Here is a 12996-nt window from a genome sequence, read left to right on the forward strand (position 1 = left end):
ACGTGATCGTCCTGCTGCCCGGGACGCGGCGGAGTGCCGAAGGGACGCGTTTCAGGCGAGCAGAGCGCGCGTGGCGGGGACGACCTCCCGAGCCCACCGCAGGAGCTGGGTGGCGTCGGGGTTCTCCGGCCAGTAGACGAAGGTGTCGAAACCGGTCTCGGTGGCCAGGTCGGCGAGCACCTGTGCCCATTCCTTCGCGGTGGCGCGGATCGGGGTCTCGCCCTCCAGCCGTACGGCGGCGCCCCGGGTCTCGGTGATGTCGCCGACCAGCTGCGCCATCCGCGTGATCGACGCCGGGTCGCGCCCGGCGTCGCGGGCGGCGTTGTCGATGAGGTCCTGGGAGGAGCGCCACTTCTCGTAGGGCAGGTAGTGCGGGATCGGCGCGGCCCAGCCGTCGGCCAGCCGTCCGGTCAGGGCGTGGGCGCGCGGCCCGACGCTGCCCACCCAGATGCCGACCTGGTGCGCGGGGGCGGGGCCCGCGTGCACGCCGTCGACGGTGTAGTACTCGCCCTTCACCCGCACGTTCTCGCCCGGCCGCCACATGGCGCGGATGATCTCGATGCTCTCCTCCAGGGCCCGCAACGCCTCGGGAGAGGTACGGGACGGCCCGCCCATGGCGGTGATCGCGGGCCAGAAGGCGCCCGAACCCAGCCCGAGTTCGAACCGGCCGCCGCTCAGCAGGTCGAGGGTCGCGGCGATCTTGCCGAGCATCGCGGGACCGCGCAGGGGCAGGCTGGCCACGTCAGGGAAGACCCGCAGCCGTTCGGTCTCGGCCAGGACGGTGGCCATCAGCGCGAAGGCGTCGGCGTGCGCGGCGGCGTACGGGTGGTCCTGGACGCCGAGCAGGTCGAGTCCTTCCTGGTCGGCGAGCCGGGCCAGGTCACGGATGGCGTTGATGCTCGCGGCGTCGGGCGCGAGCTGGATACCGAACCGGGGCGTCACGTCAGCCACCTTTCTGCGGCGCTCCGGGGAGCGACACCGATGATCTCGGGAATTCTAGTTTCCGGTCGGCTACAACAAAGCTCACCTCCGGTCCGAATCCCGGCACCCCGCCTGATGTTTGCCGCATTGCATGACAAATTAGGACAAAACGCCATATGGCGGTGCTGATAATGGGCGCATGCACAACCCCCCGAACGTCGACGGGCGGGACGACACCGGCGCACCGGCCTCCGAGGAGCTGCGCGCGCTCGTCCGCGACTGCCTGGACGACGTGGACGAGCTGGTCAGCCGCTACATCCCGAACGTCGCCACGCTCGACGGCTACGAGGGGACGGTCTCGGCCGAGGAACTGCGGGACACCGCCCGCGCCTGTTTCGAGCTGTTGCTGCGGCTGATCGGCGGCCTTCCGGTGAGCGACGACCTGCGCGAGGTGCCGACCCGGCTCGGCCGCCACCGCGCCCACCAGGGCGTGCCGCTCGAGCGGCTGTTGCAGGCGGTGCGCATGGACTTCCGGGTGCTGTGGACCGCTTTCCTGGAGCGCATCTCACCAGCGGACCTGCCCGAGCTGACCCGCTCGGCCGTACGGGTCTGGAACGCCGTGGAGTTCCACACCGTGAACGTGCACGCCGCCTACCTCGACGAGGTCGCCGTCCTCGCCCGCCGCCAGGAGCGCGAGCGCACCGCGCTCGTCGGCAGACTGCTGTCGTCCGACGGCCGCGATCCGCAGCTCGTGGCACAGGTGGCGACCCTGCTCCAGGTCCGCGCGACGTCGGGGTTCGCGGTCGCGGTGGCGCCGCAGGAATTCCAGCAGGACCTGCGCGGCGCCGTGGCGTCGCGGCTCACCGCCGGCGTCACCCACCTGCAGGACCACAACGGCTTCCTCGTCCTGATCGCCGAGCTGCCGCGCGCGGCTCGCGCGGTGCCGTCCCGATGGCTGCACGACGTGCCGTGCGCGCTCGCGCCGGTGGCGGCCGGGCTGTCCGGCGTGCCGGACATGGTGCGGGTGGCCGAGGCGATCGCCGCCACGATGGACGGCGGGGCGACCGGCGCCGTCGCGCTGGGCGACGCGTGGATGCCGGTCGCGGCGGCCCGGCTGGGCCCGATCGCCGGGCTGCTGGCCGACTCGGTGCTGTCCGGCCTGGACCCGCTGCCGCCGTACGAGCGTGACCGGCTGCTGGAGACGGTGACCGCGTACTGCCGGTCGGGCTCGATCGCGGCGACCACCCGCGAGCTGTACTGCCATCGCAACACGGTGCTGAACCGGCTGAACCGGTTCGCCGAGCTGACCGGCTACCAGCCGACCAGCCCGGTCGACGCGGCGACCGTGCTGTTCGCCCTGCACTGCGCGCGCCATCGCGCCCCCTGACCCCCGGTTGTGCAGATGCACACCTGCGGCGCCGCATGACGGAGCGTTTCGTCATTGTTCGTGCATGGTTCATCGCGCATTGTGTTGTGCATGCCCTAAGCCGGCCGCTCCGCCGGCCACGATTTCGGGGGACCATCCATGCATCTCACTCCACGCGAGCAGGAAAGGCTGACGCTCTTCGCGGCCGCCGAGCTCGCCCGACGGCGGCTGGCTCGCGGCGCGCTCCTCGGCGCGACCGAGTCCATCGCCCTGGTGTGCGACGAGATCCTGGAAATGGCCTGGGACGGCACGCCGCTGGAGACCATCCTCAAGCGCGTGCCGGGCATCATCCCGCCCGACCGGCTGCTGCCGGGCGTGGCCGAGGCCGTCCCGAGCCTCCAGGTGGAAGCGCTCTTCCCGCACGGCTCCAGCCTGGTGCACGTCGCCGAGCCGTTCGGCCCCGCCGACCCCACGGGGCCCGGCGCGGTGCTGGCCGCCGGGGACCACGTCGAGCTGGCTCCCGGCCGCCCGCGCGCCGCCCTGGAGATCGCCAACACCGGCGACCGGCCGATCTGGGTCTCCTCGCACTTCCCGCTGGAGGAGGCGAACGCCGCGCTCGCGTTCGACCGCGACGCCGCCCGCGGCCACCGGCTGGACATTCCCGCGGGAACCGCCGAGCGCTTCGCGCCCGGCGAGAGCCGTACCGTCACCGTCGTGGCCCGGGGAGGGACCCGATGACCCGGATGTCCCGGCGCGCGTACGCGTCCCTGTACGGCCCGACCACCGGCGACCGGATCCGGCTCGCCGACACCGGCCTGTGGGTGGAGGTCGAGGCCGACGACACCGAGCCGGGCGAGGAGCTCCTGGGCGGCTGCGGCAAGACCGCCAGGGACGGGCTGCTCGTCACCGGCCGCGCGCCCCGCGACAGCGCCCTGGACATGGTCATCCTCGGCGTCGTGGTCATGGACCCGCTGATCGGCGTCCGCAAGACCAACATCGGCATCAAGGACGGCCGGATCGTCGGCATCGGACGCGCGGGAAACCCGGAGGCCACCGACGGTGTGGAGCTGGTCGTCGACTCGCACACCGCGATGATCACCGGCGAGGGGCTCATCGCCACGCCCGGCATGGTCGACTCCCACGTGCACCTGTCCAGCCCCGAGGTCGTGCCCGCCGCGCTGTCGGCCGGCGTCACCTCCCTGGTGGGCATGGGGATCGGCGGCGTGTGGGACGTGGGCGCCAACCCCGCCTACAACCTGCACACCCTCATCGAGGCCTGGCGTGACACGCCGGTCAACGTCGCGTTCCTGGCCCGCGGCTCGTCGTCCTCGCAGGACCTGCTGGAACGGGCGGTGCTCGCCGGAGCCGGCGGATTCAAGATCCACGAGGACTGGGGGGCCACTCCCCGGATCGTCGACACCTGCCTGGGCGTCGCGGAGGCGGCGGACCTGCCCGTCGCGCTGCACACCGACACGCTCAACGAGTCGGGCAACCTCGCCGACACCCTCGACGCCACACGGGGGCGGACCGTCCACGCCTACCACGTCGAGGGCGGCGGCGGGCACCCCGATCTCCTGGAGATCGTCTCCCAGCCGCACGTCCTGACCTCCTCCACCACGCCCACGCTGCCCCTGACCGCCGCGACCGTCGCCGAGCTGCTGCCCATGACGCTCACGGTCCACCGCGGCCACCACGGCGTGGACAGCGATCTGTCCATCGCGGCCGGCCGGGTGCGCGAGCACGCCATCGCCGCCGAGAACGCCCTGCACGACCTCGGCGCGATCAGCATCGTCAACTCCGACTCGATGGGCATGGGCCGGATCGCCGAGACGGCGCGCCGTACCTGGCAGGTGGCCCACGTGCAGGCCACGCTGGCCGGACAGACCGGCCCCGGCGTCGTCAACAACGCCCGGGTGCTGCGGTACCTGGCCAAGATCACGCTCAATCCGGCCATCGCCCACGGCATGACCCCCGACGTGGGGTCGCTGCGGCCCGGGAGCATCGCCGACATCGTGCTGTGGCGGCCCGTCACGTTCGGCGCCCAGCCGGAGCTGGTGCTCAAGTCGGGCTTCGTGGCCTGGGGGCTGTCCGGCTCCGGCTCGGGCTCCACACGACTCACCCAGCCCCGCGTGATGAAGCCGTACTTCGGCGGGCTCGGCGCGGCCCCGCGCCGGCTGTCGACCGTCTTCGTCTCCGGGGCCTGCCTCGACGACCGCGCCGCCCGCGCGGCCCTGCCCTCCGGCATCCGCTACACCGCCCTGCGCGACAGCCGGGGACTCACCTGCGACGACATGGTCGCCAACAGCGCCGTGCCCGACGTGCGCGTCCCGACGACACCCGACCCCGTGCTGGTGGACGGCCGCCCGGTGGACATCCACCACGCCGCCGACCTGCCGCTGACCCGCCTGCAGAACCTGGCCTGACATGCTCGATCTCAAGCTGCGCAACGCCCGCATCCGTACCGTCGACGACCTGCGGCCACGCGCCCGTACCCTCGGGGTGTTCGCGGGACGTGTCGTCGGCCTCGACGACGCGGTGGAGGACCTTCCCGCCCGCACCACGCTCGACTGCTCGGGAGCCGTCGTCGTCCCCGGGTTCGGTGACGCCCACAACCACATGGCCTGGTTCGGCCAGTCCCTCGGCGAGCTCGACCTCGCCGGCGCGGCCACGCTCGACCAGGTGTACGACGCCGTCGCCCGCCGCGCGGCGGGACTGCCCGCCGGCGCCTGGATCGTCGGCTCCGGCTACGACGACACGGTCATGGGCGCCCACCCCCACCGCCACGGGCTGGACCGGGCGGCCGGTGGGCGGCCGGTATGGCTGAAGCACCGCTCCGGCCACATGTGTGCGGTCAGCAGCGAGGTGCTGCGGATGGCCGGCGTGCTCGACGGCACCGCGCGGGAGCCCGACGGCGGCGTGGTGGTCCGCGATCCCGGCGGCGCGCCGACGGGGCTGCTGCAGGAACGCGCCCAGAGCCTGGTGTCCGCCCTCGTCATGCCGTACCCCGTGGCCGAGCTCGCGGAGGCGATCTCCCGGGCGAGCGCCGTCTACGCCGCCGAGGGCCTCACCCACGTCGTGGAGGCGGGGATCGGCCTCGGCCTCATCGGCCGCAGCCCGGTCGAGGCCGTCGCCTACCAGATCGCCCGCGAACGCGGCGGCCTGCGCACGCGGGTGGAGCTCATGGTGGCCGCCGACAACATGCACGCGCTGCGCGCGCACGCCGACGACGCCATCACCACCGGGCTCGACCTCGGTCTGCGCACGGGCTTCGGCGACGACCGGCTGCGGCTCGGCCCGATGAAGATCTGGCTGGACGGCTCGCTCATCGGCAGGACCGCCGCCGTGTCCGAACCCTTCTGCGGCCACGACCACGCCGCAGGCGTCTACCAGGACAGCCCCGACGACATGCGCCGGCTGATCGTCGCGGCGCATCGGGCCGGCTGGCGGGTCGCCGCCCACGCGATCGGCGACAGCGCCGTCGACCTCGCTCTCGACGCGTTCGCCGAGGCCCAGCGCGCGGCGCCGCGCGCCGACGTACGGCACCGCATCGAGCACTCCGGCGTCGTCCGGCCCGACCAGCTCGACCGCTACGCCGAACTCGGCGTGGTCCCCGTCCCGCAGGCCCGCTTCCTGTACGCCGTCGGCGACACCATGGCCCAGGCGCTCGGCCCCGACCGCACCCCGTGGATGTACCGGCACCGCTCCTTCCTCGAGCGGGGCATCCGAGTCCCGGGCAGCTCCGACCGGCCGGTCGCGCCGGGAGCGCCCCTGCTCGGCATGCAGTCCATGGTCGAGCGTCTCAGCAACACCGGCGTCGTGCTCGCCCCCGACGAACGGGTGACCGCGGAGCAGGCGTTGCGCGCCTACACCCTCGACGCCGCGTGGGCCAGCCACGACGAGGCCAGGCGCGGCAGCATCAGCCCAGGCAAGTGCGCGGACTTCGTGCTGCTGTCCGACGACCCCGTCGAGGTGGGCAGCGACCGGATCGGCGCCATCGAGGTCATCGCGACCTTCGTGGACGGTGCCTGCGTCCACGGTGCCGACGCCATCGCGGCCGGCACGACAACGACACTCCCGCCCGCAAGGAGTCACCCATGAACACATCCCGCCATGCCGCCGCCGGACCTCCGCCGGGCACCTCTGTCGTCGTGACCGGCAAGGACGCGGCCCGCGTCGCCTTCGCCGCCTTCGTCGGCACGGCCCTGGAGTGGTACGACTACTTCCTCTTCGGCACCGCCGCGGCCATCGTCTTCAACCGGCTGTACTTCACCACGCTCGACCCGACGGCCGCCACCATGGCCGCGTTCGCGACCTTCGGCGTCGGCTTCGTGGCCAGGCCGTTCGGCGCCCTCATCTTCGGCTGGCTGGGCGACCGCATCGGACGGCGCCCCGCCCTGCTGATCACCGTGGTGATGATCGGCGTGGCGACCGGCTGCATCGGCCTGCTGCCCACCTTCGCGGCCGTCGGCGTCTGGGCGCCCGCGCTGCTGGTCCTGCTCCGGCTGCTCCAGGGCATCGCGGTCGGCGGTGAGTGGGGCGGCGCCGTCACCCTGGCCGTGGAGCACGCGCCGCCGGAGAAGCGCGGCCGCTACGCCGCCATGCCGCAGATCGGCTCGCCCGTCGGCACCCTGCTCTCGTCCGGCGCGTTCGCTCTGGCGCTGCTCGTGCCGGAGCAGCAGTTCGACTCCTGGGGCTGGCGCCTGCCGTTCCTCGCGGCCTTCCCGCTGCTGGCGATCGCCTTCTACATCCGCCGCAAGGTCGAGGAGTCGCCGCTGTTCGACCAGCTTCTCAAGCAGGACGAGCGGGCCAAGATCCCGGCGCTGGAGGTCCTCCGCACAGGGTGGCGGCGGCTGCTGGTGGCGATCGCCTCGGCGCTCCTGGGCATCGGCGGCTTCTACATCCTGACCACCTTCGTGATCAGCTACGGCACCAGCCAGCTGGGCATGTCCCCCGGCCTCATGGTCGACGCCACCCTGGCGGCGGCCGTCGTCGAGATCGTGGTCATCCTCGTCATGGGGCGGGTCGCCGAGCGTATCGGCCCCGGCCGGGTGACGCTGTGGGGCGGTCTGCTCGGGGCCGTGTGCGCCTTCCCGCTCTTCTGGCTGATCGACACCAGGAACCCGATGGTGATCGTGCTGGCGGTGGCGGCCGGCATCGGCGTGGTCTCCATCGCCTACGCGGTCTCCGGCGCGCTGCTCACCGAGCTGTTCCCGGCCCGCCTGCGCTACAGCGGGGTGGCCCTGGCCTACAACCTGGCGGGCGCGCTGACCGGCTTCCTGCCCTTCATCGCGACCGCGCTGCTGAAGACCAGCGGCGGCGCCTCGTGGCCGGTGGCCCTGCTGCTGGCGGGCCTGTCCCTGATCACGGCGCTCGGCGGGTTCCTGGGCGAGCGGCTGCGTGTGAAGGACAACGTGGTCACCGGCTGATCCCGCGTGCCGTATGGGCGGACTTCCCCTGATCGGGAGTCCGCCCGGCCTCGCCTAGCGGAGCGCCCAACGGGTGATCGCGGCCGCGATCGCCTCGGGCTGGTCCTCTGTGGCGTGGTGGCCGGACGGCCCGATGTGCTCGATCTCCAGGCCGGCGATGTTGTCCTTGCACCAGGCGGCCACCTCCGGGGTGATGAGAAGGGTGGGCGAGGAGTCGAAGGTGAGCAGCAGCTTGGGCACCTCGGGGCTGGCGGCCAGCCAGGCGTCGTAGGCGGTGACGCGCTCCGCCACGTCGGCGGGTTCGCCGTCGAGCGGGAGCGAGCGGGCCCACCGCAGCACCGGCCGGCGGCTCTCGCGGGTGGGGTAGGGGGCCAGGTAGGGGGCCAGCTCCTCCGGGCTCAGCGGGGTGAGGACGCCGCCGGTGTAGGCGGTCTCGATGAAGAAGTTGCGGTCGAGGACCAGGTCCTCGCCCTTGGGTGAGCGCATGGCCTCGGCGCGGTCGCGGGGGCCGTCGGCCAGTTCGCTCCAGGACATGGGGCGGACGATGGTCTCGAAGAAGGCGACGCCGCGCACGCGCTCGGGGTGGCGTGTGGCGTGGTCGAAGGCCAGTGCGCCGCCCCAGTCGTGTCCGACGAGCACGACGTCCCGCAGGTCGAGGGCGTCGAACCAGGCGTCCAGGTACCGCGCGTGGTCGTCGAAGGTGTAGGCGATGTCGGGCTTGCCGGACCGGCCCATGCCGATCAGGTCGGGGGCCAGCAGGCGGGCGGGCCCGCCGATCGCCGGCAGGACGTTGCGCCAGGAGTGGGACGAGGACGGGTTGCCGTGCAGGAAGACGATTACTGGGCCGCTGCCGGTGTCCTCGTAGTGGATGGTCGAGTCCAGGACGTCGATGGAAGGCATGATCGCACCAATCGTTAGTGTGGCAAACGTTTATGACACGAACGAATTTATATCGTTAGGGCGACTAACGCAAGGGGCTACGATCGTCGGCATGACCACCAGCGACATGCGGCATCACGGCGACGACCCGGCCACCCCCGCCCGGCTGCGGCGGACACCGAGCCGGCTGCTGTCACTCGCGGCTGCGCACGCCGACCGGCTGGTGGGCGCCGGGCTGGCCACCGCGGACGCCCGCAAGTGGCACTACGCCGTCCTGGCCGCCCTCCAGGAGTCAGGCCCGGCCAGCCAGGCCACGCTGAGCCGCCGCACCGGCATCTACCGCAGCGACCTGGTCGCCGTCATCAACGAACTCGCCGAGCGGGGCCAGGTCGACCGCGCCCCCGACGCGAACGACCGGCGCCGCAACGTCATCACCCTGACCGACAAGGGCCGCGACCAGCTGAACCACCTCGACACCCTGCTCGCCACCCTCCAGGACGACCTGCTCGCCCCCCTGGACGCCGCCGAGCGCGAGCAACTGGCCGACCTCCTCACCCGCCTGATCGCCCACCACTCCCGGACCACCGACGACACCTGATCCCAACGAAGCGACTTTCGCACACATGAGCGAATCCACTAGGCTGCCGTCTGCCAGAGAAGGCGAGGCGACAGCAGCCGGAGGATCGCTTTGGGGATCTTGTACGACTACTACCGGGCGGCCGGCAGGCAGGCCGCCGTGGCCGACCCGGACAGGGGCCGCGCCATGGCCGGGAGCCCCGCCTTCGACGCGGTCGAGGCCAAGGGGATCGAGCCGGCGACCGTCCTCGGACAGCTCGTCGCGCTCATCAGGGACGTCCCGTTCAGCGTGGATCTCGTACGGACGACCACCCTCCATCCGCCGCCGGAGGCCGGGCCCCAGAGTCTTGAGGAGTGGGAAGCGCTGCCGGAGGACTCGCCGTACATGGAGGGGCCTGGCATCGAGGAGCTTGCCGCCGACGTGCGTGACACGCTGGCCGGCGTTCCCGACGCCCGCCTGGCGGACCTCGCCGAGCGGTGGGGGCGGATCGAGGAGTTCTTCACGCCGCCCGACACCGGTTACCTGGTCACGCTGATCGGGGAGCTGCGGGAGCTCGCCCGGCGAGCGCAGGCGGACGGGCAGCTCATCTACTGCTGGTGGTGCCTCTAGAAACGGGGCTCACCGGCTGGCGGCGAAGGGGGACCACCGCGCGCACCGCCGGGCTGGCGGTGCGGGCCGGGCCAGGGCCAGGTCCAGGTCGACGCCGGTCGCGGCGCGCAGCCGGCGACGGTGCTGGGCGTCCAGGACGGCGAGCGCCGGATGCCCCGCGTGCGCGTCCAGCAGGAATCTCGCCTCCGGCATGGCGGCGGCGATCTCGCGCCAGAGCTGTAACAGAGCGGCGCGCATGTCGCGCGGCCACTCCTCCAGGACGGCGTCGAGGCGGGCGTCGAAGGCCCGGTACCAGCGGCGCTGCACCTCGCGCAGGAACTCCTCGACCTCACCGAACTCGGCGGTCACCTCCGCCGCCAGCGCGGCGGGCACGACCGGCTGCCCCGTCGCCGCGACCTCGGCCAGTACGGCATGGACCAGCTGATGACGACGGCGCACCCGATCCCATGACATGGCCTCGACCTACTCTGTGTCGGTGACATACACAGTGTATGTCGTATGCTCGGCGCATGTCATCTGTCAAGGGCCGGCGGGAGCAGTACGCGCAGGAGACCCGGTCCGCTCTTCTCGAAGCGGCCCGGCGCCGCTTCGCCGAGCAGGGCTTCGCCGGGACGGCACTTGAGGACGTCGCGGCCGACATCCAGGCCACCCGCGGCGCGGTCTATCACCACTTCGCGAACAAGACGGCGCTGTTCGAGGCGGTGCTCGACAGGCTGGAGACCGAGATGATCCACCGCGTGATCGAGTCGAGCGCGCGGGCCGACGACCCCTGGCAGGCGGCGATGGCGGCCGTTGAGGCGTTCCTCGACCACTGCTGCGACCCCGACTACGGGCGCGTGGTCTGGCAGGAGGCGCCCCGCGCGCTGGGACTGCAGCGATGGAAGGAGTACGAGGAGAAGTACGCCTACGGGCTGATCGGGCAGCTCATCCGGGGCCTCATGGACAGCGGCGAGGTCCCGCCGCTGCCGCTGGAGCCGATGACCCGCATCAGCTTCCACATTCTCGGCGCCGCGGGGATGGCCCTGGCCGAGGCCTCCGAGGCGGACAAGCCTCGCGTCAGGGACGAGTACTCGCGGGCGATCCGGCATCTGCTGAACGGCGCCCGCACCGCCAGGCCGGAGACCGGAACGGTCACCCGCCCGTCCACATCGCCGCCAGCGCCATGAGGTCGCGGGCCGACATGCTGGGGGCGGTCATCACGCTCGGGTACGGCGTGCCGCGCCGGTCCAGCCAGGCACCGCCCAGGCCGGCCCGCATGGCGCCGTCGACGTCCCAGGGATGCACCGCGACCAGGGCCGCCTGTTCGGGCCGCACCCCCGCCCGGTCGACCGCGTACTCGTAGGCGGCGCGCGCCGGCTTCCAGACCCGGGGGCCGCTCACGTCCAGCCTGGCCTCCACCAGGTCCAGCACCCCCTCGCGCGCCAGGATCCCTTCGATCGTCGCGGCGGCGCCGTTGGTCATGGTGAGCAGCCGGATGCCGCCGTCCCGCAGCATCCGCATGCCGTCGGGGACGTCCGGATGCAGCCGCAACTCGGTGAAGGCGCGAAGGATCCGCTCGATCGCCGCGTCGGCGTCGATGTCCCGGCCGGCGAGCAGGCCCCTGAGCACGTCGGCGGCGATCGCGGCGAACTCGGCGTACCCGCCGGCCGCGGTGAGCGCGAACCCGTCGCGCAGCACGCTCGCGAACCAGGTGGCCACGAGGTGCCCCGGCAGCCCGACGTCCTCGAAGCGGGCGCGCAGCGGGTCCATGTCGGTGAGCGTCTCGTTCACGTCGAAGATCACGACATGCGGTCTCGTCCGCGGTCCGTCGGTCATGGCTCCTCCTCCGGGCGAAGCGAGCGGGCCGCCGTCATCGCGGCGGCGCGCGGGCGAGCGCAGGCCCACGTCAGTCCATTCCCGGTACGGCGCGCGGCGTCACGAAGCGGCGGGCGGGGCCCCACCCGAGATAAGCAACTCGCGTTGACTAGCCCATCTTTGTCAACTAGAGTTGCTTACATGTCCGGTGCCGAGATTCCCTCATCCCAGGACCCCGCCGACGCGCTGGCGGCCGTGGCGGCGTTGCGGCGCCTGGCCGACCAGATCGAGGACGCCGCCGTCGAGCAGGCCATGCGCGCCGGCTGGAGCTGGCCGCAGGTCGCCGAGGCGCTCGGCGTCACACGCCAGGCCGTCCACAAGAAGCACGCCAAGCGGCTCATCGCCGCGGGCGTCACGCTCAGGAGACGCTGACGATGTCCACCTTCGACAAGTACCTTCAAACCATCATCGAGAACGGCGCGGCCGAAGCCCACGCCGACAGGTCGGCCACGATCGAGGCCCACCACCTCCTGCTGGCCATCGCCGGCGAGCCGGAGAGCGCCACCCGGCAGGCGCTGACCGAGGCCGGCCTCGACCGGCAGGCCATCCGCGACGCGCTCGACCGGGAGTTCGAGCACAGCCTGGGCGCGGCGGGAGTGTCCCTGGCGTCGTTCGACCTTCCCCGGCCGAGCCCCGCCGCCAAACGCCCGACGCAGCTGGGGGCCTCGGCCAAGCTCGCGCTCGAGCGGATCGCCCGCTCGCACCGCAAGAAGGACCTGCGACCGGCGCACCTGCTGCTCGCGATCCTGCGGGCCGAGGTCGGCATCGTGCCGAGGGCGCTGGCCATGGCCGGCGTCGACCGCGCCGGCCTGCAAGACCGCGTCCTGCAGACGCTCACCACCGAGACCACCTGACCGGCGGGCGCGGCTGAGGCCGAACGGCCGCTCCGGCGGGCCCTTCCGCCACACCGCCTGACGCGCCACGGGCCGGCTCGCTATCGGCGCCGACGCTCAGGTGCGGCACTGCCCCGGCTTCAGCACGCCGCTCCCCGCCGATTCCCCGGCGAGCCCTCTCTTCGAGGTCACCGGCCCTCCCCGATGCCGCCATCCTCCGGCGACCATGGGCACCTCGACACCCTCGACACCGGCCCCACACGCCCTCGGCGCCTTCGCATTCTCGGCATCCCCTCCATCCCCCGCATCCCGGCAACCGCATCTCCGCAACCGCATCCCTGGCATCCCGCCATCCCGCCATCCCGCACGCGCGTGTTACCCCGCATCCGGCATCCCGCACGCGCGCAACACCCGGCATCCCGGCGTCCCGACATCCCGCATGTGCGCATCCGCGGCGCCCGAAGCCTCGGAACCTCGGAACCTCGGACCCTCGGAACTCGGAACTCGGAGCCTCGGCATCGCCGGTGTTCT

General features: G+C 72.6%; 14 protein-coding genes. 10 read left to right on the top strand and 4 right to left on the bottom strand.

Going from position 1 to position 12996, the window contains the following annotated elements:
* Positions 1-51: 51 nt before the first annotated feature.
* Positions 52-942 carry an LLM class flavin-dependent oxidoreductase gene (locus ACWDLG_RS19590; protein ID WP_449921783.1) on the bottom strand — a complete coding sequence of 297 codons (891 nt, stop codon included), beginning with the start codon at positions 940-942 and terminating at the stop codon, positions 52-54.
* A gap of 178 nt (positions 943-1120) precedes the next feature.
* Here ACWDLG_RS19590 and ACWDLG_RS19595 point away from each other — a divergent pair, with 178 nt between their 5' ends.
* From ACWDLG_RS19595 to ACWDLG_RS19615, 5 genes are all read left to right on the top strand, one after another.
* Entirely contained in the window at positions 1121-2308 is a 1188-nt protein-coding gene (locus ACWDLG_RS19595) for a PucR family transcriptional regulator (RefSeq protein WP_449921784.1), read from the top strand.
* 138 nt (positions 2309-2446) lie between these two features.
* A complete protein-coding gene (locus tag ACWDLG_RS19600; RefSeq protein ID WP_449921786.1) occupies positions 2447-3025 on the top strand; it encodes an urease subunit beta in 579 nt (192 codons plus the stop codon).
* Positions 3022-4710, top strand: a complete 1689-nt coding sequence (locus ACWDLG_RS19605) for an urease subunit alpha (protein WP_449921787.1) — start codon at positions 3022-3024, stop codon at positions 4708-4710. Before ACWDLG_RS19600 ends, ACWDLG_RS19605 begins: the two co-directional genes overlap by 4 nt.
* Before the next feature lies 1 nt (position 4711).
* Complete coding sequence (locus ACWDLG_RS19610) at positions 4712-6385, top strand: amidohydrolase (RefSeq protein WP_449921789.1); 1674 nt, start codon at positions 4712-4714, stop codon at positions 6383-6385.
* Positions 6382-7713: an MFS transporter gene (locus ACWDLG_RS19615; RefSeq protein WP_449921790.1), complete on the top strand. Its 1332-nt coding sequence runs from the start codon at positions 6382-6384 to the stop codon at positions 7711-7713. Before ACWDLG_RS19610 ends, ACWDLG_RS19615 begins: the two co-directional genes overlap by 4 nt.
* Before the next feature lie 54 nt (positions 7714-7767).
* Here ACWDLG_RS19615 and ACWDLG_RS19620 read toward each other — a convergent pair whose 3' ends face one another.
* Complete coding sequence (locus ACWDLG_RS19620; RefSeq protein ID WP_449921792.1) at positions 7768-8613, bottom strand: haloalkane dehalogenase; 846 nt, start codon at positions 8611-8613, stop codon at positions 7768-7770.
* A gap of 91 nt (positions 8614-8704) precedes the next feature.
* Between ACWDLG_RS19620 and ACWDLG_RS19625 the strand changes: the two genes are divergently transcribed.
* Complete coding sequence (locus tag ACWDLG_RS19625) at positions 8705-9190, top strand: MarR family winged helix-turn-helix transcriptional regulator (RefSeq protein WP_449921794.1); 486 nt, start codon at positions 8705-8707, stop codon at positions 9188-9190.
* Between the two features lie 90 nt (positions 9191-9280).
* The gene (locus ACWDLG_RS19630) at positions 9281-9778 is read left to right on the top strand and encodes a hypothetical protein (protein WP_449921796.1); all 498 of its coding nucleotides are present in this window, start codon (positions 9281-9283) and stop codon (positions 9776-9778) included.
* 9 nt (positions 9779-9787) lie between these two features.
* Here the strand turns inward: ACWDLG_RS19630 and ACWDLG_RS19635 are convergent, their stop codons facing one another.
* Positions 9788-10216 carry a hypothetical protein gene (locus ACWDLG_RS19635; protein WP_449921798.1) on the bottom strand — a complete coding sequence of 143 codons (429 nt, stop codon included), beginning with the start codon at positions 10214-10216 and terminating at the stop codon, positions 9788-9790.
* Positions 10217-10287: 71 nt separating this feature from the next.
* Between ACWDLG_RS19635 and ACWDLG_RS19640 the strand changes: the two genes are divergently transcribed.
* The gene (locus tag ACWDLG_RS19640; RefSeq protein WP_449921800.1) at positions 10288-10944 is read left to right on the top strand and encodes a TetR/AcrR family transcriptional regulator; all 657 of its coding nucleotides are present in this window, start codon (positions 10288-10290) and stop codon (positions 10942-10944) included.
* Here ACWDLG_RS19640 and ACWDLG_RS19645 read toward each other — a convergent pair.
* On the bottom strand, positions 10910-11593 hold the full coding sequence (locus ACWDLG_RS19645; RefSeq protein WP_449921802.1) for a haloacid dehalogenase type II: 684 nt from the start codon (positions 11591-11593) through the stop codon (positions 10910-10912). The two genes, ACWDLG_RS19640 and ACWDLG_RS19645, sit on opposite strands and share 35 nt — an antisense overlap.
* A 180-nt stretch (positions 11594-11773) precedes the next feature.
* On the opposite strand from ACWDLG_RS19645, the gene ACWDLG_RS19650 reads away from it, so the two are divergent.
* Both ACWDLG_RS19650 and ACWDLG_RS19655 read left to right on the top strand, forming a co-directional pair.
* On the top strand, positions 11774-12004 hold the full coding sequence (locus ACWDLG_RS19650; protein ID WP_354915768.1) for a hypothetical protein: 231 nt from the start codon (positions 11774-11776) through the stop codon (positions 12002-12004).
* A 2-nt stretch (positions 12005-12006) separates the two neighbouring features.
* The gene (locus ACWDLG_RS19655) at positions 12007-12486 is read left to right on the top strand and encodes a Clp protease N-terminal domain-containing protein (RefSeq protein ID WP_449921805.1); all 480 of its coding nucleotides are present in this window, start codon (positions 12007-12009) and stop codon (positions 12484-12486) included.
* Positions 12487-12996 lie beyond the last annotated feature (510 nt).

This window comes from Nonomuraea sp. NPDC003727 (assembly GCF_053586935.1).